The sequence below is a fragment of the Gemmata sp. SH-PL17 genome, assembly GCF_001610855.1.
Classification (GTDB): domain Bacteria; phylum Planctomycetota; class Planctomycetia; order Gemmatales; family Gemmataceae; genus Gemmata; species Gemmata massiliana.
This window is the reverse complement of the sequence record NZ_CP011271.1, coordinates 6,895,954-6,918,581: the sequence shown is the minus strand read 5'-3', so window position 1 is coordinate 6,918,581 and position 22,628 is coordinate 6,895,954. Positions and strand designations below refer to the sequence as shown.

Below are 22,628 nucleotides of genomic sequence, written 5' to 3'. Positions count from 1 at the left end.
GGATCTGGGCGGCTATCGGCCCGGCTTGCCGCCCTTGGGACCACCCGGTGAGCCACCTGAACCCGCGGGCGGGCGAGACATCGGTCCTTCGGATGGGGCCGGAGCAGGCGCCCCGGTTGTGGGACCACTCGCGCCCGCTGGCCCACCTCCCGGACCCGCCGGCGACGGACCTGCACCGGTAGGAGGCGACTTGACTCGCGGCATCTCGACCGCCTTCGCCACCACTTCCGATTTCGGGCGCACGTTCTGCAACCCGCGGACGATCACGCGCTCCTCGCCCGTCAGCCCCTTTTCGATCGCGATCAGCCCGTTCGCACGTGGACCGATTTCGACCGGTACCCGGGCCGCGCGGTTCTCGGCATCAACGGCGTAGACGTACCTGCGACCCTGGTCCGAACCGAGTGCGGCTTCGGCCACCATCAGCACCGATCGCGGGGCACCGACCTGGAGCCGCACGCGGACGAACAGCCCGGGGTGCAGATCTCGCTTCGGGTTCGCGAACGTGCCCCACACGCGGAGCGTTCCGGTGTTCGGGTCCACCTTGTTGTCCGTGAACTTCAGCTCTCCGGAACGTGAGAACTCTTCCGGGCGCTCGTCGGACAGACCGAGCGAAACGGGCAGCGCCTGATCGGACTTGGTTGCGCCGTTCGGAGCCAACCGGGAACGCACGCGCAGAACGGTCCGCTCATCAATGTCGAAGTAGGCGTACAGGGGATCGAGTTGGACGAGCGATGCGAGAATCGTGGTGTCGGCCGCGACCGTGTTCCCCGGGTCGACCTGGCGCCGGCTGATGCGCCCGGCGAACGGAGCGCGGACAGTTGCCCAGGCGAGGTTCTGTTGGGCCGTCTCCAGCGCTGCGGTCGCGGTTTCTACAGCCGCGGCGGAAGCGTCCCGGGACGAGAGTGCTTGTTGGAGGTCGCTTACGCTGCCGACACCCTGCTTGTAGGTGTCGTTCATCCGCGTGTAGTTCGCCTCGTTGAACTTCAACTGTGCCTTCTGCTGTTCGAGCGTTCCCCGCGCCTGGCGCACCGCGAGTTCAAACGGCTTGAGTTCGAGCTGGAACAGCGGCGCGCCGAGTTCCACGTCCTCGCCCTCGCGAAAGAGCACTTTCTCCAGGTAGCCGGACACCCGACAGCGGAGGTCGGCGGACATGACCGCTTGGGTGCGACCGGTGAACACCTCCGCGTCGGTGACGGTACCGCGGACCGGTGCGCTCACTTCGACATCGACGGGACCGCTGGGTGGTCCGCCGCCGGGTGGCCCGCCGCCCGGCTTCGCGCACCCGGTGCCTGACAGGAACAGCGCAATCACAAAGATTGGCCGTGAAAGGAATTGCACAATTCTCTCCTTGATGCGAAACGAGCCGGCCGTGCGCACGCGGTCAGCCGCGGTGCCGTTGGGTGGGGCGGAGCGTGTCGGTCTGGGAGGGGAGACGCCGGTGCGAGATGAGTGAAGCGCGCCGGGCGATCGATTTTTTAATCGACCGCCCGGGAAGGCGTTAGCGCGGGCGTGTGGACGAGTGCAACGGGAACTTGACTTCCCCCTGAACCGGCGTGCCGACCATCTCCGCCCACTTGGTGCGTTGGGCGGGAGTCAGTACCTCGATAATGCGTTCGTTCGTTCGCGCCCACATCCCTTCAAACTCCGGCTGGCTCGCGCTCCGCGTTTCAGCCGTACTCCACAACCGAAGCGAGGCGTAAAGCGCTTCGGAGCGGATGCGCCGGATCTGGACCCGCTGGGCGTCGGACAACCCGAGCGCTTCCAGTGAGGGGCGCCCGAAAACGTGCGGTCCGGGGATCTGGCGGAAGATCTGGTGGAGTCGCAGATACTGGTCCACGCGGAGCACCTTCTGGACCTCTTTGAGCGCTTCCGCGGCGATCTCTCCGATCTGTGACTTCGGCGATTCGGGCTGCGATGGCGAACTCTGTCGGTACGCGCGGAGCCGATCGAGGGTCGGGGTGAGCTGGTCGATCGCGTCCGAGGTCAGCCCGATGTCCGCGCGAACCACCGGTTGCTCAAGGAGCAAGAGCGTGCTCACCACGTTGAGCGCGCCCAGGTCTTCGTGTAGTCGGGCGACTCGGCCCCGAATCGTTTCGAGATTGGCACGGACCAGCGGGTCCGCGCGGCTCTCGCTGAGTTCCTGGTAGTACGCGATGGCCGCTTCAAGCAGCCGCACTCGTAGACCGGTGAGCGGGAGGAAATCGAACAGCTCCTCGTTACTCAGTTCGACGAACAAATCGACCGCCCGACGGGTGCGCAGGTAGTTTTGGTCGGCTTCCAGGCGCCGGGCCTCGGCCTCTTCCGCGCGCTGACGTTCCTGTTCTTTGGCCTGGCACTCTCGTTGGTAGGCGTCTTCCGCGGCGATTTTCTCGCGCGCGATGAGTGCGGTGCTGATCGCCAGACCGACGGTCGTCAGCAGGAAGCACCCGGCCGCGACCGCCACTAACAGGCGGTGCCGCCGGACCCACTTGGCCGCACGGTCCCGGAGCGTGGGTCGGCGCGCCAGCACCGGGCGGTCGTCCAGGAACCGCTGGAGGTCGGCAGCGAATTCCTGGGCAGTGGCGTACCGATCGGTCGGGGCTTTGGCGATCGCCTTCAGGACGATCGTTTCCAGTTCCGGGGGGATCGAGCGGTCGACCGTGCGGGGCGGGCGCGGGTCGCGGTGGACGAGCTGGTAGAGCAGCGCGCGGCCGTCTTCGACATCGAATACGGGGGTGAGCGTGAGTAGCTCGTACAGCGTGGCCCCGAGCGAGTAAATGTCTGTGCGGTGGTCCACCACCCCGCGCTGGCCGACGGCCTGTTCCGGACTCATGTACAGGGCCGTGCCCACCACCTCGCCGGTCGCGGTCAGTCCGGTGTCGTTGCGCATCTGCGCCAGCCCGAAGTCCGTGACCCAGAGGCGCCCGGCGTCGTCGATCATCAGATTCGCGGGCTTGATGTCCCGGTGAACGACCCCGACTTGGTGCGCGTATTCGAGTGCCTCGGCCGCTTGTTTCACCAGCTCGGCGATCCGGCGGAAGTACGCCCGACCGCGCGATCCGCGTTCCGCCGAGTTCGCGGTCACGATCGGCGTGTCGTGGTTCGAGGACAGCGCGGTGGCGCTCGATCGGCTGTTCGCGGTGCGCAAGTCGGCGATGAGTTGGGCGAGGCTCTGACCCTCGATGAACTGCATCGCGTAATAGTGAACCCCGCGCTCGACCCCGACCGCGAACACGGGCACGATGTGCGTGTGGTGGAGTTGAGCCGCGGCTTGAGCTTCGTTGCGGAACCGCTGGAGGTGCCGTGGATCGAGTGCCGAGGCGAACGACAGTACCTTCAAGGCGACTCGGCGCCGCAGGGATACTTGCTCCGCCTCGTACACGACCCCCATGCCCCCGCGCCCCACCTCCCGGAGCAGCAGGAAGTCACCGATTTGTCCGATCTCGGACGGAGGAGAAGCGTCAGCTCGTGTATCCGCCTGAGTCGATTGCAGTCCGCGACGGATGCCACTTCCGGCGAGCGTGCGGATCGGCGCCACGATGCGGTCGAGCCGGTCGCGCGTCGCGAAAAACGCGGCGAGTTCCCGGGCGTATTCCGGGAACGAGTCGAGCAGGCGCCGGCGGTCCGGGCGCTCCCCGCGTTCGAGCGCTTCGACGTAATCGACCAGAATGGAGTTCAGCCGGTCGTTGGGATCGGCCCCCGGGTCACTGCTCACCATTTCCCTCCTCCTCACCGAGCAACTCGCGCAGGTGTTGCAGCCCGCGGAAAATCAGCCCCATCGCTGCGGCCCGCGTGCGCCCCATAAATTCGCCCACCTCGGCGACCGTGTAGCCGCCCAAGTGGTGCAACTCGACGGCCTCGCGCTGGTCGGTCGGCAATTGGCTCAGCGCGGCTGCGAGGCGAACCAGTTGCTCGTGCCGCGACGCGCGCTGACTCGGGGACGACTGTGCGGCCGCGAGCCACTGCTCGATCCGCGACGCGGACGCTTCCAGGTTCGCGTCGATCGACCACTCGCGCCCGACGTCGCGGGCCTTCCGCCCGTAGGCCCGGAGCGCGGTCGTAAGAACGTTCGTGAGAATCGTCCGGAGCCACCCGACCCATTCGTCCTCGGTGCGCCCCCGGAACTGGTCCCGGTGCGTGTGGGCCTGGAGGACCGTCTGTTGAACCACGTCGGAGGGGTTCAGTTTCGCCCGGAGTTGCGGGGCCAATTGGAGGCGTGCAAGAAGGCGAAGATATTCAGTATACGCTTCTACCGGCCGGAACTCGGTGCTCCCCTCCATCACGGTTCCCCACGGTTGAGATGCTGAACGTGACTGTATGAAGCGCGGCGGTTCACAATTTTTCGCCGGCCCGGTATCCGTGTCGTTCATGCGGCACTGGTACTGAATAGAGCATGGGACACACTCCTCTATTGCAAACGTTGGGGAAGTGAATCTCGTGCCCAAAAAATGAATACCGGGGAGCCGAACTCGGCCTTTTACTTCGGCATAAGTAACTGCACGCAATTACCTTCAAGCAAAACGGGGGCGCGGGTACTGCGCATTCGATTCGTCCGAGCGGGCGGTTTATGAAACCCATTCGTTGAGAACTCGGACCGCTTCGGGGCGCTGGCCCGGTGGCCAAAGTGGTTACATTGCGTTTGGCAGTCCCCGCGCCACACGTTAAATTTCGGTCAAGACCATCCCTAACCCGCTCGAACTCGCGGGACTGACGACCGGGAGGCACTGTCGTGCCCGGTCGCGGGTCCGGGCCGGATCCCCCTCTGTCGGGTACTCCCGATCGGGAGCGATCTCGGCCCGCGCGGTGCGGGCACCACAATCGCACACTCACGGACACCGTGGCAACTACCGAAGCGCGCCTGCTGTTCCTCACCGGCTTCGTATTCGTCGCGACCATCGGGTACGGTACGTACACGGCGCACACGCTTTCTGTCGTTAAAGTCAACGGACCGTACTACCAGCGGATCGACGCGAACAACCGGCTGCTCGCCGATGTCATGCCGCCGCCGCTCTGCGCAATCGAAGTGTACTTGTGTGCTCATTTGATGACGCGCGCGACCGTTCCGGACGACCGCGAACGCCAGATCGATCAGTACGGGCGCCTCAAGGCCAATTATTTCGAGAGCCTCGAGCACTGGAAGGGCACCCTTGAAGACGGCCCGCTTAAGGTTCAGGTGGCCGAAACGTCCCGGGAGTCCGCGCTCGCGATCTTCGACGCCGTGGACCAAAAGTTGATTCCCGCGCTACGGCGCGGGGACCGTGCGACCGCGATCCGCGTGCTCGAAATCGAACTGGACCCGCTTTTCGCTGCGCACCGGGCCGCGGTCGACCGGGCTGTGGCACTGGCGATCGACACCGCGCACGCGGACGAAACCGAGGTGGCCCACCTGGTCGACACCCGGCAGCGCGTGCAACTCGGGCTGACCGGGGCGTTTCTCGCGTCCACGACCGCATTGGCTTTGTGGGTCGCGGTCGCGGTGCGCCGCCGGGCGACCCAATTCCGGGCGATGATCGAGAACAGTTCGGAAGCGGTCGCCCTGCTCGACCGGAGCGCCGCGGCGCTGTACCACTCCGCCGCGGTCGAACATATGCTCGGGTACCGGCCGGACGAGTTGCGGGGGCGGCGGGTGCTGGACCTGGTTCACCCGGACGACGCGGGCGCGGCCTCCGGTGCCCTGGGCGCCGCGCTCCGCAGCCCGCGCCAGGCGTTCCGGGTCGAAGCGCGGCTCCGGCACCGGGACGACACCTACCGGTGGGCGGAACTGGTCTGCACCAACCAGCTCGACGACCCGTCCGTTCGGGCGATCGTGGCGAACGTTCGCGACGTCACCGCCCGGCGCGCGGCCGAGGCGCGGCTCCGGGAGCGGGACGAGTTGCTCCAGAAGTTGACCGACCAGGTTCCCGGGGCGCTCTACCAGTACCGCGAGTGCCCGGACGGGCACAGGTACTTTCCGTTCGCCAGCGTGGGCTTGCGCGCGATGCTGGGGGTCGCCCCGGAAGAGGGGCGGGAGTCGGCCGACTGGGGCCGGTACGTACACCCGGGCGACCACGGCGCGGTTCGCGCGGCCGTCGAACAGTCGGCCGCGGCGCTAACCACGCTGCACGTCGAGTACCGGGTCGTACTGCCCGATCAGGGCGTTCGCTGGCGCGAGAGCCGCGCGGTTCCGGAAGCACTTCCGGACGGGAGCACCCAGTGGCACGGGTACCTGACCGATGTGACGGAGCGGAAGGAGTGGGAGGTGCGCCAGGGGAACCTGGTGCGGGAGCTGGAGCGCCGGAACGCGGAGATGGAGCAGTTCACGTACACGGTGTCGCACGATCTGAAGAGCCCCCTGGTCACCATCAAGGGGTTCGCTGGTGTGCTGGGGCAGAGCTTGGCGGTGGGTGAGTTGGGTGGCGCGGTTGGTGATTTGTTGCGGATCACGACGGCGGCGGACCGGATGATGGCGCTGTTGGATGACTTGTTGGACCTGTCGCGCGTGGGTCGCGTGGGTGGTCCACTGGTGCCGGTGGTGTTGTCGGAGGTGTTGGGTGAGGCGCTGGAGCGGGTGTCGGGTCCGGCTCGCGCGGCGGGTGTGTTGTTGCGCGTGTCGGGTAGTGTGTGTGGTGTGGTGTTGGGTGACCGCGGTCGTTTGGTGGAGGTGTTCCAGAACGTGCTGGAGAACGGTGTGAAGTACGGTGGTGGTGGTGTGGTGGAGGTGTCGGGTGTGGTGGCGTCGGGTCGCGTGGTGGTGTCGGTTCGGGATTGGGGTATCGGGATCGAGCCCCGTCACCGGGAGCGCATTTTTGGTCTGTTCGAGAAGCTGGACCCGAAGTCCCCGGGCACGGGTGTGGGCTTGGCCTTGGTGAAGAAGGTGGTGGAGTTCCACGGTGGGCGGGTGTGGGTCGAGTCGGCGGGTCCGGGTACGGGTTCGGCGTTCGTGATCGACCTGCCCGGGCACGACACCCACACCGAACAACAACACTGAGCGGATCACGCGGCTCTTACCACCGCCCCACCCACAAGGGTTCGGGGCCTCACCAACTGACGAGGCTTTCGGTGTCTCCGCTCGTACTGATGCTCACGGGTTTCGTGGGCTTCTTCGCGTTCGCCGCAGTGTACTACCTGATCCTCTGGCTCCTGTGGCGCCGGGAGGCGCTGCTCGCCGTGTTCGGCACGGAGTGCGCGATCCGGGCCGCGATGTGCGTGATCTTCGTCGCGCTCTTTACAAGTGAGAGCGCGGAGGGCGCCGAGCGCGCGTACCGGGCGCGGTACGCCGTTGGTAGTGTGATGTACTTCATGAGTAATTGGACGGTGGCGCTGTTCACCGGGGCGCGGAACCGGTGGTTCCTGGGGACACTGAGTGTGGCGCTGCTCGCGGTGTTCGCCTGGCAGGTACTGGTCGCGCCCATGAACCCCCGTGTCACGGGCGTGGAGCGGAGCGAATTGGGCGGGTGGGGGCCGGTCGCCGCGCCGCGAACCGCGCCGGCCGGTTGGGGATTTCTCATGTTTATGATCCCCTTGTACGTTTCAAACGTGTTCGGTTTTTACTGCGCGCTTCTGTGCGCGCGCCGCAGCCGGGTGGACGGCGCGCTGATCACGTTTGCAACCTGCGTCACACTTTCGGCCACGGTGGGTGAGGGGCTGCGGGTGTGGTTCGCGGTCCCCGTCCCGGTCGTCCCCGGGGCACTGGCCGGCGGGTTCTGGGTGCCGTTACTGGCACTGCTGATGGCGCGCGACCGGCATTACGCGACGGACGCGCTCGCCGCCAGTGACCGGCGGTACCGGGAACTGGCCGACGCGATCCCGCAGATCGTCTGGATCGCGGACCCGGACGGGGCGGTGACCCACTTGAATGTCAAAGCGTCCGAGTACACCGGAATCGGTACGGGCGAATTGAGGGGCAGGGCGTGGGAGCGCGTGATTCACCCGGACGACCTGCCCCGGGTGCTCGACACGTGGACCGAGGTCTTGCGCACCGGGGTGCCCCAGGTGAACGAATTCCGGATCCGGCGCGCGGACGGCGCGTACCGGTGGCACATCAACCGGCAGGTACCGTCCCGGGATGGTACCGGTGCGATCGCGCGGTGGTACGGGACGAGCACCGACGTCGAGGATCTGAAGTGCGCGCAGGCGGAACTGGCGGACGGGCGGGAGCGCCTGCGCACGGCGGTCGCGGCGGCCCGGCTCACCCCGTGGGACTGGGATCTGCGAACGGGCGCCCTGGTGTCCCTCGAGTTCGAGAACCAGCTCGGGTACACGGGGGCCGAGGTTCCGCGGGAGTACGCGCGCTGGATCGAACTGCTCCACCCGGACGACCGGGACCGCGTGCAGGGCGAGATCCGGGGGCACCTGGACGGACACCGGGCCGATTTTTCCGTGGAGTTCCGGGCGCGCCACAAGAACGGTTCGTACCGGTGGCTCAACTCGGTTGGTGCGGTGCTCCGGGACGAAACCGGCGCGCCGCACCGCGTGCTCGGGTGCCACATCGACGTGACGGAGCGGAAGGAGTGGGAGGTGCGCCAGGGCGAGTTGGTGCGGGAGCTGGAGCGCCGGAACGCGGAGATGGAGCAGTTCACGTACACGGTGTCGCACGATCTGAAGAGCCCCCTGGTCACCATCAAGGGGTTCGCGGACGTTCTGAGCCAGGATTTGGCGTCGGGTGAGTTGGGTAGTGCGGGTGGTGATTTGTTGCGGATCACGACGGCGGCGGACCGGATGATGTCGCTGTTGGATGATCTGTTGGACCTGTCGCGCGTGGGTCGCGTGGGTGGTCCACTGGTGCCGGTGGTGTTGTCGGAGGTGTTGGGTGAGGCGCTGGAGCGGGTGTCGGGTCCGGCTCGCGCGGCGGGTGTGTTGTTGCGCGTGTCGGGTAGTGTGTGTGGTGTGGTGTTGGGTGACCGCGGTCGTTTGGTGGAGGTGTTCCAGAACGTGCTGGAGAACGGTGTGAAGTACGGTGGTGGTGGTGTGGTGGAGGTGTCGGGTGTGGTGGCGTCGGGTCGCGTGGTGGTGTCGGTTCGGGACTGGGGTATCGGGATCGAGCCCCGTCACCGGGAGCGTATTTTTGGTTTGTTCGAGAAGCTGGACCCGAAGTCCCCGGGTACGGGTGTGGGTCTGGCGTTGGTGAAGAAGGTGGTGGAGTTCCACGGTGGGCGGGTGTGGGTGGAGTCGGCGGGTCCGGGTACGGGGTCGACGTTCGTGATCGACCTGCCCGGGCACGACACCCGCACCGAACACACGCTCTGAGCGGGCACGTGGGCGGAACGGATTGATAATTTTTTATCATATTGGCGCAAGATTGTTCGGCGCACGCAGGGGTGGCGGACCGGCGGGCTACGAGTTCTGTTTCTTAAATTGTGTTCGCCGTGAGGGATACGGGTGCGGGATCGGTTCCCGGTTCGCGCGCACAATCCCCCGTAATGGCAACGTATTCTGCTCGTACCACGTTGTAATTTCGTGTGGTACCGGTCCTCATAAATTTCGGGCACGGGCGGGAGCCGTTCGGGTTATTCATTGGCGCGTGTCAAAATGTAGCCTATATTGAAAACGCTCACTCCCGTACCCAGCGAACGCCCACCGGATGTGCCCGGTCACACCGGTTCGGAATACGCGCCCAACAGAGTCCGATCATGTCGGACCACACGAACCGGACCTTGCTGGTCCTGCACGCCGAAGACAACACCGATCACGCCGAATTGGTGCGCCGGTGCCTTCAGCGGCACCCGGTGGTCAAGAGCCTGGTTCTCGTCGAGGACGGCGAGGCCGTACTCGATTACGTGTTCCGGCGCGGCGCGTTCGCGACCGCCGTGCGGCCCGACGTGATCCTCCTCGATTTGCGGCTGCCCAAGGCCGACGGGCTGGAGGTGCTGCGGTCGCTCAAAACGCACCCGGACACGGCACACATCCCGGTCGTGATCCTGAGCACCAGTTCGCGGGACGCGGACGTGCGCGGGGCCTACGACCTGCACGCGAACAGTTACCTCACGAAACCGATCGAGCTGACCGCGCTGGACCAGCTCCTCGCCGACTTCGTGGTCTACTGGGGACAACGGAACCACCCGCCCGCCCACGAGCGCCGGGCGGCCCCGTGACGCACAAGGCCCGACCATGCCACTGGAACTGCTGCTGCTCGAAGACGACCCGGCCCACGTCGAGTTGTGCCGGCGCGTTCTGGACCGGCGCCCCGACGAGTACCGGGTGAGCGTGGTCGACAGCCTCGCGGCCGCGCGCCTGTGGCTGGGCGCGCACGCGCCGGACCTGATCCTGGCCGACCTCCGGGTGCCCGACGGGTCCGCGACCGAGCTGCTGGAGCGCGCGGGGCCGGCACTGCCGGTGGTGGTGATGACGAGCCAGGGGGACCAGGACCGGGCGGTCGCGGCGATGCGGGCCGGGGTACTCGATTACGTGGTCAAGTCGCCGGAAATGTTCCGGTCCCTGCCCGAGATCATCGCCCGCGCGCTCCGGAGCGCGCGGCACGTCCGGGACCGGCTCGCGGCCGAGGCGTCCCTGCGCGAGAGCGAGGAGCGGTTCCGCCAACTGGCCGACCACATCGACGCGGTGTTCTGGTTGTACGAGATCGCCGGGGGGCGGCTCATCTACGCGAGCGCGGCCTGGGAGCGGGTGTTCGGGGCGCCGGTCGCCGAGGCGCTGGCCGACCCGGGCACCCGGCGCGCCCGCGTTCACCCGGACGACCGGGCCGAGTTCGACCAGCACCTCGGCACCCCGGACCCGGACCGCCCGCGGTCCGCCAGCTACCGGATCGTCACCCCCGGCGGGCTGGTGCGGTGGATCGAGGAGCGCACGTTCCCGATCCTGGGACCGGGCGGGGGCGCCCACCGGGTCGCGGGCCTGGCCACCGATGTGACCGCCCGGCGCACCCTCGAAGCGGCGCTCCAGCACGCCCAGCGCCTGGACGCGCTCGGGCGCCTCGCGGGGGGCATCGCCCACGACTTCAACAACATGCTCGGGGTCATCAACGGGTACGCGGCGGTGCTCATGGAGCTGCGCCGCGGGGACGAAACGGTGGTCCAGTACGCGGGGGAGATCCACAGCGCCGGCGAGCGCGCCGCGGGGCTGACGCGCCAGTTGCTCGCGTTCAGCCGCAACCAGGTCATCGCCCCGGTCCGCCTGGACCTGAACCAGGTGCTCACGAACCTGCACCGGATGCTCGCGCGGATGCTCGGGTCGGGCGCCGAACTGGTGTACCGGCTGGGTCCGGAGGCGAGCGAGGTGCGCGGCGACGTGGGCCAGATGGAACAGGTCGCCATGAACCTGGTGGTGAACGCCCGGGACGCCATGCCCGGGGGCGGGCGGGTCACGGTCGCGACGGCCCACACGGACCTCCTCCCGGGCGAGGGGTTCGGCGGCGCCGCGGTGCCGCCGGGGGCCTACGTCCAACTCACCGTCGAGGACACCGGGTGCGGGATGACCCCGGACGTGGTGGCCCGGATCTTCGAGCCGTTCTTCACCACAAAAGAAGTCGGGAAGGGGACCGGGCTGGGGCTGGCGACCGTGTACGGTATCGTGAAGCAGGCCGAGGGGCACATCCAGGTGCAGAGCGCCCCGGGGACCGGCACCCGGTTCGATATCCTGTTCCCGCGGGTCGGTGGCTTAAAGGCGCACTGCGACGCCCCCCCGGTGGTGCCGGCGCTCCGGGGCGGCTCCGAAGTGATCCTGTTGGCCGAGGATGATGCCCAGGTGCGCGGGCTGCTCCACCGCGCGCTGACGGACCTTGGCTACACGGTGATCCCGGCGACCGACGGCGAAGAGGCGCTGACCGCGGCCCGGGGCGGCTCGATCGACCTGCTGCTGTCCGACGTCCAGATGCCGCGGATGACCGGGTCCGCGCTGGCCCAGCACTTCCGCCGGTTGTACCCGACCGCGTGCGTGGTGCTCATGTCCGGGTACATCGCCGAGGGGCCGCGCGAACAGTTGACCGCGGTTTCCGACGCCCTGGTTCCTAAACCGTTCACCACGTTCAGTTTGGCGAACCGGATTCGCGAGGTACTCGACCGGCGCGGGCGCGCCCGGGAAGTCGGTTCCGGGAACCGTTAAAACGAACTCGCGATCGACTTCCGGATTGTGTGGTGGTTCGGTAGGGGGTACATTATTTTCAACATCAGCCGGTCCCCTTCTATTAAACCTCCGGACCTACTGCCGTGCCCAGGCCATCACCCTTTCACGTGCGCTTTGCCATTGTCGGCATCTTTTCCGCATTGGCGCTGGGCTTTTTGCTGTCACCCGCTTCCGCACAGCCCGGGCGTTTGCCCGGGAGCCGCCCGCCCATTGCGCCGTTCCGCCCGCCCACCATCCCGCGCCCGCCGGGTATGGATCTGGGCGGGCTGTCCGACGAGTGGCGCTGTTCGGGTTGTAAGTACGTAGTGGGAAGGGGGCCGATCAAACCGTTAGTTCCGCAGTGCCCGAGTTGCGGCGCGCGGTTTTCCAACGGGATGACCCCGCACGATTTCGGACACGCACCGTTGGGACCACCGGCTCTGCCGCCGTCCTTTCCACCGTCCGGTCCGCCGGCCCGCCCACCGTCCGGGACCGTTCCTGCGCCCGCGCCCTCCGAACCGGATGCGGCACAGGAAATGATTCCGATTCTTCCGACGAACCCCGCGGCGGGTGCCCCCAGTTCGCCCGCCCCGAGCGCGCCGGCTACCCCCGCTCCGACCGATTCCAAGGCCGAAAATTCCGCAGACGATCACGCCGTCAAATCCAACGGGCGCTCGCGCGCGCTCCTGGTAGTCGGGATCGTGATCGGGGGCCTGTTGTTGGCCGGCGGGTTAGCGGCGATCGGTATTGCGGTCGCGAAATCGTCCGCAACGCCCGTGAAGCACAAGGTGCTGAGGGTGGCTCGCGATACCGATTCTTGGGAGTGAGTTCGGAGCCACTTCGCGGAAGCAAATCGGCACGTGCGTTTTGGCCGCAATAGGTCAGGACGCACGCGCTGCGGCTTTGAGCAGCACGTATTCGACGAGCCAGCCGAGTAAATTCAGGCTCGTGTCGCGCACGTCCCGACCGGGATCGAACTCGGTGATCGATACCCCCACAACGTTCCCCTCCCACACCGCTTCAAACAGCGCGAGGAACGCGGGCGGCGCCAGCCCGAACGGGAGCGGTTCGTGAACGGCCGGCAACGCAGTCGGGTCGAGCGCGTCGCAGTCGATGTCGATCCACACCCGTTTCGCAGCCTTCACTTTGGCGCGCAGTTCAGACGCCACGCGAGTCACATCCGCCGCGACGTCCCACGCCGGGTAGACCGCCTCGAACGTCTCGCCGATCTCTTCCGGCGTGAGGAACAGGTCGCGGTGCCCGACGTTCACGAGCCGCGGGCGCGGCGTCTCGAAGTGCGTCAGGAAGTTGCCGTGTGAGAGTTCGGAGGTGGTGTCGTGGAAGGCGTACACGTCGAGGTGCGCGTCGAACTGCACCACGAGTGTGTCTTTCCCCAATTCTTCAAGAACCGGGAGCGCAGCGAGGTGGTTACCACCGAGCCACAGGAGGAACTCTTTGGTCTTCAGTGCTTGTCGCGCGGCCTGTCGGCCGTGCTTGCGCCAGTTGGTGACCTCCGCGAGCGTCTCGAACGCGAACTCCTTCACTCGAACCGCGCCGCGCAGCACGTCGGCCCGGCACGGGCGCGTTTCGCGGTCCGTGTCGTCGAGGATCTCGTGAACCGCGTCGCCGAGGAGCCGAGCCCCCGCACCGGTGCCGGCACTACCGAACAGATCGAACGGGAAAATGGTAACGGTCGCGTTCATCGAAAACTCGGAGGGCGGGGACGATCACAATAGCGCCCTCGTTCTTTGTCGCGCGACAATGAAGGGCTTCACTCACATCGTGGGCCGATTTGCGTTAGAATCGAGGTGGTCTTCCGTTCTTCTTTCCGCACTCAGATTTTCCCATGTCGCTGATCGGTATCGACCTCGGCACCACGTTCTGTGCCGTCGCAGCGCTCGATGATCGCGGGCGCCCGTTCACCGTACCCAATCGTGACGGCGAGATACTCACGCCCTCGGCGGTGTACCTCGCGCCGGACGGGTCCGCGGTGGTCGGGCAGGCCGCGCTCGATATGGCCCTCGAACAGCCCGACCGCGTCGCGACGCTCATTAAGCGGCGCATGGGGCTGCCCGATTACGGCCCCCAGGTGGCCGGGCGCGAGTTCCGGCCGGAGGCGCTTTCGGCCGTCATTTTGAAGAAACTCGCACAAGACGCGGCGCTGCAACTCGGGCCGGTCACCGGGTGCGTCATCACCGTACCCGCGTACTTCGACGACACGCGCCGCAAGGCGACGATGGACGCGGGCAAGATCGCGGGGCTGAACGTCATCGACATCATCGACGAACCTTCGGCCGCGGCGCTCGCGTACTCGGCGCAGCAGGGCGAGGACGTCACGCAGCCGCGAACGGTGCTGGTGTACGACCTCGGCGGCGGGACGTTCGACGTCACGCTCGTGAAGCTCGGGCGCAAGCGGTTCCAGGTGCTCGCCATCGAGGGCGACGTGCGGCTCGGCGGGCGCGACTGGGACGAGCGCCTCGTGAACTGGGCTGCCGATCAGTTCGTGCGCCAGGGCGGGGCCGATCCGCGGACCGATCCGCAGGCGCTCGTTCACCTGTTCTCTACCGCGGAGCGTGTGAAGCGGACGCTGAGTAAGATCGAACAGGCCAGTTTCACCGTGAACCACGGCGGGCACAAGTTCACGTTCCCGCTCGCCCGCGCGGACTTTGAAGCGCTCACGCGCGACTTACTCGTTCGCACGCGCCTCACCGCGCAACAGGTTCTGAAGCAGTCCAAACTGACCTGGGACGCGGTGGACAAGGTGCTCATGGTCGGCGGCAGCACGCACATGCCGGCCTGCACGCAGATGCTCACGGACCTGACCGGCAAGTCGCCGGACCGGAGCCTCGCGGTCAGTGAGGTGGTGGCTCGCGGTGCGGCCGTTCACGCGGGGATCGCGTCCGCGGCGATGGACGTGGGAGCCGCGCTGCCCGCCATACCTGATTTGGCTGATGTGGTTGAGATCAGCGTGAACGCGCACAGCCTCGGGGTGGAGGTGCGTTCGGGGGCCGAGCGCGTGAACGACAAACTCATTCTGAAGAACACGCAGTTGCCGGCGTCCGTGTCGCGCATGTACTTCACCGCCGCAGAGAACCAGACCCGCGTGCGCGTGCGCATTTTGCAGGGGGAAGCGCACCAGGCCGAGGCGTGTATTCCGGTCGGGGAGTGTTGGATCGAGGGGCTGCCGCCCAATTTGCCGAAGGGCGCGCCGGTGCGAGTGAAGTGCGGAGTTGCATCCAACGGCCGGATCGAGGTGACCGCGACCGACGAAACGAGCGGCCGGGCCGTGACTGCGGCGATCCACCGCCCCGGCGGCCTCTCCGACGACGAACTGGCCCGCGCCGCGGAGTGGGTACGGGCGCTGAAGGTGCAGTGAACGTGCTTCGCTCCACGAAACGGAATCTGCGAACCCGAATTTACTTCTGCTCCACACATAACTTGGACTGCCTATGCCTCCTCTCGCTGAGTTGGGTCACAAGCCGGCGCACGTCACTGCCGACGAGCACTTCGCGCCGTGGTTCGCGGAGATCGTCGGGCGCCTGATGAATAACTGCGATTTCATCGTAGCGGGCGGGCGGTACCGGTTCGCCGAACTCGAAGTCTACTATTCCGGCGGCGCGCACCCGGACCTGTTCGCCCACCGCGACCCGGTTCAGCTCGAAGACGGGCGCTGGTACTTCCACCGCACGCGCGGCGAGTACCGCGGTGGGTCGTTCAAGGGACTCGACATTGCGCTTGGTGATGGCACTTCGTACTTCGGCATTCTGATCCGCACCGTTGTCGCGGACAACGGCACGATGCTCGACGGGCCGTGCGTGACGGTCGATCACTTGCTGGCGCAAACGAAAGCGGCGAGTGTCGCGGTGCTGGACGGCGCCATTAATCAGCGGAAAATCTGGGACACCACATCCCCCATTCACATCGTCGAAGCCGCGACTCCACGTACTGCGCCCGTGTTCTCGTGCTCGCGCGTGGGGCTGTCGCTGAAGAAATCGAAGGGCAAACCGGACGCGCTGAAGTTCGTGGGCCGCGCGTACCGGTTCCTGACGGAGCCGACGGAGATTTCCAAGGGGCGCCCGCACCTCATTCTCGCGCTGCACCGCGCCGGGCACGACACCGACGCGATCCACGCGACCACCGGCGTCGCGAAGAAGACCATCGACCGCTACGTCGCGGACTTCGCGCTCGGCAAACAGGTCGAGAACTTCGACGGCTACATCGGGACGGATCTGGGCACCGCGGACCTGTGCAAACTGTTAGGCACTTGGGCCTCGAAGTACGTTTCTGAGTGACTGCTGGTATATTTTTTGGCGCGAACTTTATTGCAGGAATATGCAAAGTTACTCGATGCGGGTCACTTCCGTTCGCGCCCTGTCTGAAATTCGGACGCTAGTTTTTGGTGTCCGAGGAATTTCCGCCCACTTCGGGTATGCACAACTGTGTCGCGCAGGTATTCTGCCTTCAGACCGGTCGTGGTACATCGGAGTGAATGGGCGACGCTCCGAAGTCCGCGACCGGTCCTTTTTTGCGCTCACACCTGCTTACCAGCGATCCCGTTCCACTTCGATCCGCGCATCCCTCCCCTGGCGTTCGAGCATCCGAACTACGCGACGGGCTTCATCCCGGTCGCGGTATGTGCCGTAGGTTTCCCAGTGCCCCCGGTGTCGCACTTGCACCTCGAACCGGACCCGGTGACGGTCGCGGTTGAATGTACCCGGCGACGCAGCTTCAACTGTGCTCGGCGTCGCGGTCAGGCCGGCGACAGTCGCGGTGGCGATCACAGCAGACAGGATTATCTTGCGGATCATAGTCGTGCTCCTCATGTTGAGTGGGTGTTTCGTTCATCCTTTCTGTGAGAAGAGCGCATCTGCGACCCGACGTTGCGCACCGCTGCGGTGACTCTCATCCCGCATTCACCACCTCCGAACTCCCGATTGAGGACCGGTTCATAGTCATGAGTTCATAGCCCGTCGTTCTTTGCTACCGGCGCCGGCCGAATGTGAAGGAACGATAGCGGATCGCAGACTGTGGACTCACGACTATGGACGGCAGATTGTGGGTCGCGTTGAAGGAAACGACCTTCCGCTCGCTGCGGCACCCGAACTACCGGCGGTACTTCGCGGGGCAGATCGTTTCGTTCGTCGGCACGTGGATGCAGTCGGCCGCACTCATGTGGCTCATGTACGAGCGCACTAACGACCCGCGCTGGCCGTCGTGGTTGCTCGTCGCCCAGATCGGTCCGACGCTCCTGCTCGGCGCGTGGGGCGGCGCGCTCGCCGACCGGTACCCCAAGCGGCAGCTCGTTTCCACAACGCAAACGGCCTTTCTTCTGAACGCACTCGCACTCACCGCGGTGGTCGGGTGCGGGTTCGCGACGCCGGTCCTCGTACTGGCCCTCATCGCACTCAACGGCGTGATTCAGGCCGTGGATTTCCCCACGCGGCTCGCGTTCGTGCCGGACCTCGTGCCCAAAGAAGACCTCATCAACGCGGTCGGGCTGAACTCGCTCGTCTTCAATTCCGCCCGCGCCGTTGGCCCGGCGCTGGCGGGCGTGCTGTTCGTCGTCGCGGGCGCACTAGTGCCGTACCTGCCCGACGGCGCGAACGCGGTCACCATTGGCGCGACCGTGTGCTTCGCGCTGAACGCGCTGAGTTTTCTCGCGGTGCTCCGGGCGCTGCGCGGCATCCCCGAACCCCGCGTTCACGAGAAGCCCGGCGCCTCGGCGTGGGCCGGCGTCCGTTACCTGCGTGCGCACCCCGCGATGGGGGCCGTCGTGCTGCTCACGTTCGCGCTGTGTGTGTTCGGATGGCCCATTATCACGGTGCTCCCCGCGTACACGAAGCTCCGCCTCGGGCTGAAGGAAGAAGCGTACAGTTTCTTGCTGAGTTCGCTCGGCGCGGGCGCGCTCGGGGCCGCACTCACCACCGCGACCTTCGGGAGCGTGTCGCGCCGCGGGGCGTTCATGCTGATGGGCGTTGCGGTGTGCGCCGGGGGAATGGCCGGGTTAGGGTTCGCGGACCGGGCGTGGACCGCGGACGGGTGTTGCGCCGCGATCGGCTTCGGAATGATTCTGTTTCTCGCGACGGCACAGTCCGCGCTCCAGCTCGCGGTGCCAGACGAGGTTCGCGGGCGCGTGATGGCGATCTGGGCCATGACGCTGAGCGCGAGCGCCCCGCTCGGTCACCTGATCGCGGGGCACATGATTACGGAAGTTGGCGTCGGCCCGGTGATACTTGGGATGGCCACAGGAATCGGGAGCGTGGCGCTATTACTCGCGGGCATCTTGGTGGTGCGACGCTCGCCCCGACCTACCCCCCAACCCCCTCCCTCAAGGGAAGGGGAGCAGACACGGCCTTTGGTCTGAAGCCCCTTCCCTTGAGGGAGGGGGTTGGGGGTAGGTCGCTTCATTACTCCGCCGCAATGCGCTGCAGGTCCGCGCGCTTGCCCTCGTAGGTTTCATCGAACGCGAGCACGACCGCGTCCGGTTGCACGCCTTCCGCGGCGCAGGCCATCGCGTACACCGCGGGCCACCAGTTCTCGTGCTGCGTGAGCCCCCGCTCCTTCACGGTCGCCCAGTTGCTCAGCACCTTCGACCACGCCGCGTCGCCGTAATCCAGCGATTCCTTCAGGCTGCCGAATTGTGGCACGTACCACGCTCGCCCGATCTGCGAATGGAGCACCTCGTCGGCCCAGTCGAAGTCTTGCAGCGTGGCCATGAGCGGCAGCCCGGAGCCCTGCGCGACCTCGAACTCGTAGCGCTTGCCGGTGCGCGGCATGAGCCCCTGTTCGATGAAGTACAGCACGCCGTGCCGCTCCATCGGGGTACACTCGGTGTTGAGTCGGTACGACCAGTTGAACGTGATCTTCGCCTTCGTCCAGTCCACGCCGAGCGCGACGAACCCGACCTCGCCCATCATCGCGTGCCGGGCCTCGTCCCACAGTTGGCGGGTCATGTCGCGGTAGTAGCCCCACGGCTTGCCCGGCGTTTGCGTAATGATCGACGCCATCATTTCGGGCACGTCGATCTCGCGCAGGCGCTTGTAGAGCATCATGAGCGCCTTCGCGCGCGCCGGTTTCGCCGGGTCGTACAGGAACGACTCGGCGTTCACGCCCTGGTTCCACGGGTCCGAGAACCGCTCGTCGCGCTTGGGGAGCGGGTCATACTGGTAGGGCGTTTTGGAATAGATGCGGGTGATCGGTTTGCCTGTAGGTTCTTCGGCGTAGAAGCCACCGGTCTCAGTGAGCAAGTCAGACAGGTTGTTGTGCCACACTGCGGGCACTTGCTCCTCTTTGACATTGTCCACATCGATCCCAATAGCCTTCATTGCCTTTCTGCCGAATTCAAGCATCTCGCGCACTTCAAGTAGTGCGAATCGGTTGACTCGACGGCTGGGAGCATCGGTTAGTGGGTTCGTCTCGGACTGATACATCACGAGCGCGCTTTCGAGGCACTGAAACGCCCAAGCATACAGTCCGAAAAGTAACTCTTCCGTCGTCGGCGCGCACTGGATCTCATCGAAAAACGCTTCCAGCGCCGGGTGCGGGACGTCCTCCAGTCCCAGTGGCGGTTCGCGCATTTCGCCGATGCGCGTGCGCAGCGCGGTGACGTGTTCCGCGCACAAATAGGCATGGTGCGCGAAGGCGGTTTTCAGTTCGTAGATCGGTTCCGCGGTGATGCGAGCCGTGAGGATCTGGTGCAGCCGCTTGAAACAGTAGTGGAAGCGCTTCAGTCGCCGGACGCATTCTTCGACGGACAGGCCCGGGCGCGCGGCCTCTTCGAGCGTGCAAAGCCCGGCGAGTGGTGGTAAACCCTTGTACGATGTGTACCCGGTCAGCGGGGTCGGGGTCGGCACGACGGAGCGCTCCTGTTCTCGTTCGGGGAGATGGGGAGCATTCTACCCCGAAACCCGGGACAATTGGCCCCGGGTTTCGAGTTACCGACGGGCCGCGTGTACTACCGCGCGACCTTGCGCGGCCGGCCGACGTGCGTGGCGGCGCCGTAAGCGAGTTCGGCGCTCTCCATCACGGTTTCGCTCAGCGTCGGGTGCGGGTGGATGCTCTCCAACACGTCGCGCGCCACCGCGCCCATTTCGATCGCCAGGACACTCTCCGCGATCATCTCGCCGGCACCCGCACCCACAATCCCCACCCCCAGAATGCGCTTGGTTTCGGGGTCGACGAGCATCTTCGTGCGCCCCTCCGTGCGCGCGATGCTCACGGCCCGGCCGCTCGCGGCCCACGGGAAGTTCAGCGCCTCGTAGGGGATCTTCTTCTCGTCGGCTTCCTTCTGCGTGATGCCGGCCCATGCGATTTCGGGGTCGGTGAAGATCACGGCCGGGATCGCGCGCGGGTTCCACTCCGCCGGTTCGCCGTGGATCACTTCCACCACGACGCGGGCCTCCGCCGTGGCCTTGTGCGCCAGGCCCGGTTCCTCGCCCACGTCGCCGATCGCGAAGATGTGCGGGACGTTCGTGCGGCGCTGTTTGTCGATGGGGATGAAGCCCTTCTCGGTCACGTTCACGCCGGCCTTGTCGAGTCCGAGCCCCGCCGAGTTCGGCCGGCGCCCGACGGAGATGAGCACGCGGTCGAACGTCAGCGACGCCGGCGCCCCCGCGCCTTCGAGCTTCACGACGATGCCGTCCTTCGTCGCTTCCAGCCCCATCACCTTCGTGGCGGTGTAAATCGCCTCGAACTCGCTCTTGAGTTTCTTTTCCAGCGGATCGACGAGATCTTTGTCGGCCATGAAGAGGATGCGATCGAGCGCTTCGACCACCGTCACCTTGCTGCCCAGGGCCGCGTACACGCTGCCGATTTCCAGCCCGATATATCCACCGCCAATCACGAGGAACCGCTTCGGCACGTCCGGCAACAGGAGCGCACCGGTGCTGTCCATCACGCGGTCGTCGTTGATCTGCCACGGCTTCGGCACCACCGGGAGCGACCCGGTCGCGATGATGCAGTTCTGGAACTTGATCGTTTGCGGCGCGTCGCCGGTCACCTCGACCGTGTTGGGCGACGTGAACACCGCGCGCCCCTTCACCACGTCGACCCCGCGCCCCTTCGTGAGCTGGCCGATGCCGCCCGTCAGCTTGCTGACCACCTTCGCCTGCACGAAGTCGCGCAGTTTGGCGAGGTCGAGCGTCGGTTCGCCGAACGTGACGCCGTAGTTCGCCATCTCGTGCGCTTCGCGAATGATCTTCGCGGTGTGCAGTAGCGCCTTGCTCGGGATGCACCCGCGGTTGAGGCACACGCCGCCGAGCTTGGCCCCCTCGTCCACCAGCGTGACCTTGATCCCGTGGTCGGCGGCGTGGAGCGCGGCCGGGTACCCGCCGGGGCCGCCACCGATGACGAGGAGCTGCGTTTCGCGAACGTCGGACATGGGATTCTCCGTGAGTGCGAGCACCAACAGAAACAGGGGGCATTCGCCCCCCGCTCGCCTTGATGGAATTGTATACGCGGAGGTCGACCGCGCGAGTGGGCTATTCCTGCCCCGTTCCCGGTCCAATCGTTTCAGAACACGGGCCTTTGGTGACAACAAGAACGACAGGTCGCGTAGCACACATGAGCCGCGCTCAAAGCGCGGTCACGCATCATCGCTGAAATCACCAGTAACGCCCTGGAAGAACGTGCCAACACCCCCGAACGCGAGCATGAAACCGAAAACGCCCCCGCGAATCGAAATACCTTCGTTGATCGAGAAAAAACAAAGCGCCCCGCCACCGACAATCATCAGTACGCCACCGATCATGTACAGAACCTTCCGCGGACGTTCCGGGTCGTATGGGCGACCCTCGCGCCGCTTGCGTTCCTTCCGCTCCGCGCGTTCTTCGGCCGATGGTTTGGTGAATTTGGCAGCTTTTTTGGACGAAAGGGGCTTCCCAATCGCCGAGACGTTTTTAGGGCGCCCGTCCTCGTCGGTTTGCGGGGTGGTTCGGGCCGAATAGTCGGTCGCCACCGGTTCCGGATCGGGGCTTTCCAGTAGTGCGCGGTACGCCTCGTCTTCCGCGTGACTCGGTTCCGACGTTGTTTCGGGTACGGGAACGGTGAGCGGGGCGCTACACGATGGGCACTTGGTCCGCTTGCCGGCGAACGCATCGCCGACACTAAAGTGCCGTCCGCAAGCACAATCGAACGCAATGGGCATGGGGTACCGTGGGCGTGTGAGGGGGATAACGGGCGCCGGCGTTAGCCGTAGTTCTTGCGCCCCTTGTTGAAGTTCGGCAGCCCGTCCTTCTTCCGCGGTTGGCCGTGGCGGTCGAGTGTGGAACTGGATGGTGCGGGCTGGATCAGACCGTAAGGCGTCTTGTCGTCCTCGTCGTCATCGTAACGCGGCTTGCCATAAGGTTTTGGCGGGGTTAGCGGCGGAGCCTCGACCGGTTCGGGAGGTGTTTCCACGATCTCGAATATGGGTTCGGCTTGGGGTATGGCCGCAATCGCGTGGCACACGGGACACTTCGCGCGTTTCCCCGCGGATTCGTCGGGAACGCGCAACGTCTTCCCACAAGGGCAATTGAATGTGATTGGCATGGGCGGCTCTCGTGCGAGGGTACGTCAGCCATGATACCCGACCGGCGCAGTTAAACCGAGGTTCGTGGGAAAAGCAAGCGGCGTTGAAG

At 66.0% G+C, this 22,628-nt stretch carries 18 protein-coding genes; 8 read left to right on the top strand and 10 right to left on the bottom strand.

Going from position 1 to position 22,628, the window contains the following annotated elements; genetic code table 11:
* Positions 1 to 12: 12 nt before the first annotated feature.
* The 3 genes from VT84_RS28520 to VT84_RS28510 all read right to left on the bottom strand — a co-directional run bounded on the left by VT84_RS28520 (position 13) and on the right by VT84_RS28510 (position 4,259).
* On the bottom strand, positions 13 to 1,338 hold the full coding sequence (locus VT84_RS28520) for an efflux RND transporter periplasmic adaptor subunit (RefSeq protein WP_162271876.1): 1,326 nt from the start codon (positions 1,336 to 1,338) through the stop codon (positions 13 to 15).
* 160 nt (positions 1,339 to 1,498) lie between these two features.
* Positions 1,499 to 3,697, bottom strand: coding sequence for a serine/threonine-protein kinase (locus VT84_RS28515; protein ID WP_082841887.1), 2,199 nt, complete (start codon positions 3,695 to 3,697; stop codon positions 1,499 to 1,501).
* A complete protein-coding gene (locus tag VT84_RS28510; protein WP_082841886.1) occupies positions 3,684 to 4,259 on the bottom strand; it encodes a sigma-70 family RNA polymerase sigma factor in 576 nt (191 codons plus the stop codon). Before VT84_RS28510 ends, VT84_RS28515 begins: the two co-directional genes overlap by 14 nt.
* A gap of 557 nt (positions 4,260 to 4,816) precedes the next feature.
* Between VT84_RS28510 and VT84_RS28505 the strand changes: the two genes are divergently transcribed.
* The 4 genes from VT84_RS28505 to VT84_RS28490 all read left to right on the top strand — a co-directional run bounded on the left by VT84_RS28505 (position 4,817) and on the right by VT84_RS28490 (position 12,012).
* Positions 4,817 to 6,946 carry a sensor histidine kinase gene (locus VT84_RS28505; RefSeq protein ID WP_157469907.1) on the top strand — a complete coding sequence of 710 codons (2,130 nt, stop codon included), beginning with the start codon at positions 4,817 to 4,819 and terminating at the stop codon, positions 6,944 to 6,946.
* A gap of 71 nt (positions 6,947 to 7,017) precedes the next feature.
* Positions 7,018 to 9,204, top strand: a complete 2,187-nt coding sequence (locus VT84_RS28500; protein ID WP_082841884.1) for a sensor histidine kinase — start codon at positions 7,018 to 7,020, stop codon at positions 9,202 to 9,204.
* Between the two features lie 383 nt (positions 9,205 to 9,587).
* Positions 9,588 to 10,049, top strand: coding sequence for a response regulator (locus VT84_RS28495; protein ID WP_052556187.1), 462 nt, complete (start codon positions 9,588 to 9,590; stop codon positions 10,047 to 10,049).
* A 16-nt stretch (positions 10,050 to 10,065) separates the two neighbouring features.
* Positions 10,066 to 12,012 (top strand): PAS domain-containing hybrid sensor histidine kinase/response regulator, encoded by a 1,947-nt coding sequence (locus VT84_RS28490; RefSeq protein WP_082841883.1) that lies wholly within the window; start codon positions 10,066 to 10,068, stop codon positions 12,010 to 12,012.
* A gap of 124 nt (positions 12,013 to 12,136) precedes the next feature.
* Here VT84_RS28490 and VT84_RS38960 read toward each other — a convergent pair whose 3' ends face one another.
* Positions 12,137 to 12,358, bottom strand: a complete 222-nt coding sequence (locus tag VT84_RS38960) for a hypothetical protein (RefSeq protein WP_157469905.1) — start codon at positions 12,356 to 12,358, stop codon at positions 12,137 to 12,139.
* A gap of 190 nt (positions 12,359 to 12,548) precedes the next feature.
* Here VT84_RS38960 and VT84_RS28485 point away from each other — a divergent pair, with 190 nt between their 5' ends.
* Positions 12,549 to 12,839 (top strand): hypothetical protein, encoded by a 291-nt coding sequence (locus VT84_RS28485; RefSeq protein WP_082841882.1) that lies wholly within the window; start codon positions 12,549 to 12,551, stop codon positions 12,837 to 12,839.
* A 54-nt stretch (positions 12,840 to 12,893) separates the two neighbouring features.
* Here the strand turns inward: VT84_RS28485 and VT84_RS28480 are convergent, their stop codons facing one another.
* Positions 12,894 to 13,715, bottom strand: coding sequence for an arginase family protein (locus VT84_RS28480; protein WP_082841881.1), 822 nt, complete (start codon positions 13,713 to 13,715; stop codon positions 12,894 to 12,896).
* A gap of 143 nt (positions 13,716 to 13,858) precedes the next feature.
* Here VT84_RS28480 and VT84_RS28475 point away from each other — a divergent pair, with 143 nt between their 5' ends.
* On the top strand, positions 13,859 to 15,388 hold the full coding sequence (locus tag VT84_RS28475; protein ID WP_052556180.1) for an Hsp70 family protein: 1,530 nt from the start codon (positions 13,859 to 13,861) through the stop codon (positions 15,386 to 15,388).
* Positions 15,389 to 15,461: 73 nt separating this feature from the next.
* Positions 15,462 to 16,304 carry a hypothetical protein gene (locus VT84_RS28470; RefSeq protein ID WP_082841880.1) on the top strand — a complete coding sequence of 281 codons (843 nt, stop codon included), beginning with the start codon at positions 15,462 to 15,464 and terminating at the stop codon, positions 16,302 to 16,304.
* A 249-nt stretch (positions 16,305 to 16,553) separates the two neighbouring features.
* Here VT84_RS28470 and VT84_RS28465 read toward each other — a convergent pair whose 3' ends face one another.
* Complete coding sequence (locus tag VT84_RS28465; RefSeq protein WP_082841879.1) at positions 16,554 to 16,820, bottom strand: hypothetical protein; 267 nt, start codon at positions 16,818 to 16,820, stop codon at positions 16,554 to 16,556.
* Between the two features lie 233 nt (positions 16,821 to 17,053).
* On the opposite strand from VT84_RS28465, the gene VT84_RS28460 reads away from it, so the two are divergent.
* A complete protein-coding gene (locus tag VT84_RS28460; protein ID WP_082841878.1) occupies positions 17,054 to 18,376 on the top strand; it encodes an MFS transporter in 1,323 nt (440 codons plus the stop codon).
* Between the two features lie 43 nt (positions 18,377 to 18,419).
* Here the strand turns inward: VT84_RS28460 and VT84_RS28455 are convergent, their stop codons facing one another.
* From VT84_RS28455 to VT84_RS28440, 4 genes are all read right to left on the bottom strand, one after another.
* On the bottom strand, positions 18,420 to 19,865 hold the full coding sequence (locus VT84_RS28455) for a hypothetical protein (RefSeq protein WP_082841877.1): 1,446 nt from the start codon (positions 19,863 to 19,865) through the stop codon (positions 18,420 to 18,422).
* A gap of 101 nt (positions 19,866 to 19,966) precedes the next feature.
* Positions 19,967 to 21,391, bottom strand: coding sequence for a dihydrolipoyl dehydrogenase (gene lpdA / locus VT84_RS28450; RefSeq protein ID WP_082841876.1), 1,425 nt, complete (start codon positions 21,389 to 21,391; stop codon positions 19,967 to 19,969).
* A gap of 204 nt (positions 21,392 to 21,595) precedes the next feature.
* A complete protein-coding gene (locus tag VT84_RS28445) occupies positions 21,596 to 22,156 on the bottom strand; it encodes a hypothetical protein (RefSeq protein ID WP_082841875.1) in 561 nt (186 codons plus the stop codon).
* Between the two features lie 41 nt (positions 22,157 to 22,197).
* Positions 22,198 to 22,539: a hypothetical protein gene (locus tag VT84_RS28440; RefSeq protein ID WP_082841874.1), complete on the bottom strand. Its 342-nt coding sequence runs from the start codon at positions 22,537 to 22,539 to the stop codon at positions 22,198 to 22,200.
* Positions 22,540 to 22,628 lie beyond the last annotated feature (89 nt).

What these genes read in the sequence shown, in the direction of transcription:
- VT84_RS28460 (WP_082841878.1), top strand. Translation starts at nt 17,054, where the DNA reads ATGGACGGCAGATTGTGGGTCGCGTTGAAGGAAACGACCTTCCGCTCG.
- VT84_RS28485 (WP_082841882.1), top strand. Translation starts at nt 12,549, where the DNA reads ATGATTCCGATTCTTCCGACGAACCCCGCGGCGGGTGCCCCCAGTTCG.
- VT84_RS28445 (WP_082841875.1), bottom strand. Translation starts at nt 22,156, where the DNA reads ATGCCCATTGCGTTCGATTGTGCTTGCGGACGGCACTTTAGTGTCGGC.
- VT84_RS28475 (WP_052556180.1), top strand. Translation starts at nt 13,859, where the DNA reads ATGTCGCTGATCGGTATCGACCTCGGCACCACGTTCTGTGCCGTCGCA.
- VT84_RS28490 (WP_082841883.1), top strand. Translation starts at nt 10,066, where the DNA reads ATGCCACTGGAACTGCTGCTGCTCGAAGACGACCCGGCCCACGTCGAG.
- VT84_RS28440 (WP_082841874.1), bottom strand. Translation starts at nt 22,539, where the DNA reads ATGCCAATCACATTCAATTGCCCTTGTGGGAAGACGTTGCGCGTTCCC.
- VT84_RS28510 (WP_082841886.1), bottom strand. Translation starts at nt 4,259, where the DNA reads ATGGAGGGGAGCACCGAGTTCCGGCCGGTAGAAGCGTATACTGAATAT.
- VT84_RS28480 (WP_082841881.1), bottom strand. Translation starts at nt 13,715, where the DNA reads ATGAACGCGACCGTTACCATTTTCCCGTTCGATCTGTTCGGTAGTGCC.
- VT84_RS28515 (WP_082841887.1), bottom strand. Translation starts at nt 3,697, where the DNA reads ATGGTGAGCAGTGACCCGGGGGCCGATCCCAACGACCGGCTGAACTCC.
- VT84_RS28495 (WP_052556187.1), top strand. Translation starts at nt 9,588, where the DNA reads ATGTCGGACCACACGAACCGGACCTTGCTGGTCCTGCACGCCGAAGAC.
- VT84_RS28465 (WP_082841879.1), bottom strand. Translation starts at nt 16,820, where the DNA reads ATGATCCGCAAGATAATCCTGTCTGCTGTGATCGCCACCGCGACTGTC.
- lpdA (WP_082841876.1), bottom strand. Translation starts at nt 21,391, where the DNA reads ATGTCCGACGTTCGCGAAACGCAGCTCCTCGTCATCGGTGGCGGCCCC.
- VT84_RS28470 (WP_082841880.1), top strand. Translation starts at nt 15,462, where the DNA reads ATGCCTCCTCTCGCTGAGTTGGGTCACAAGCCGGCGCACGTCACTGCC.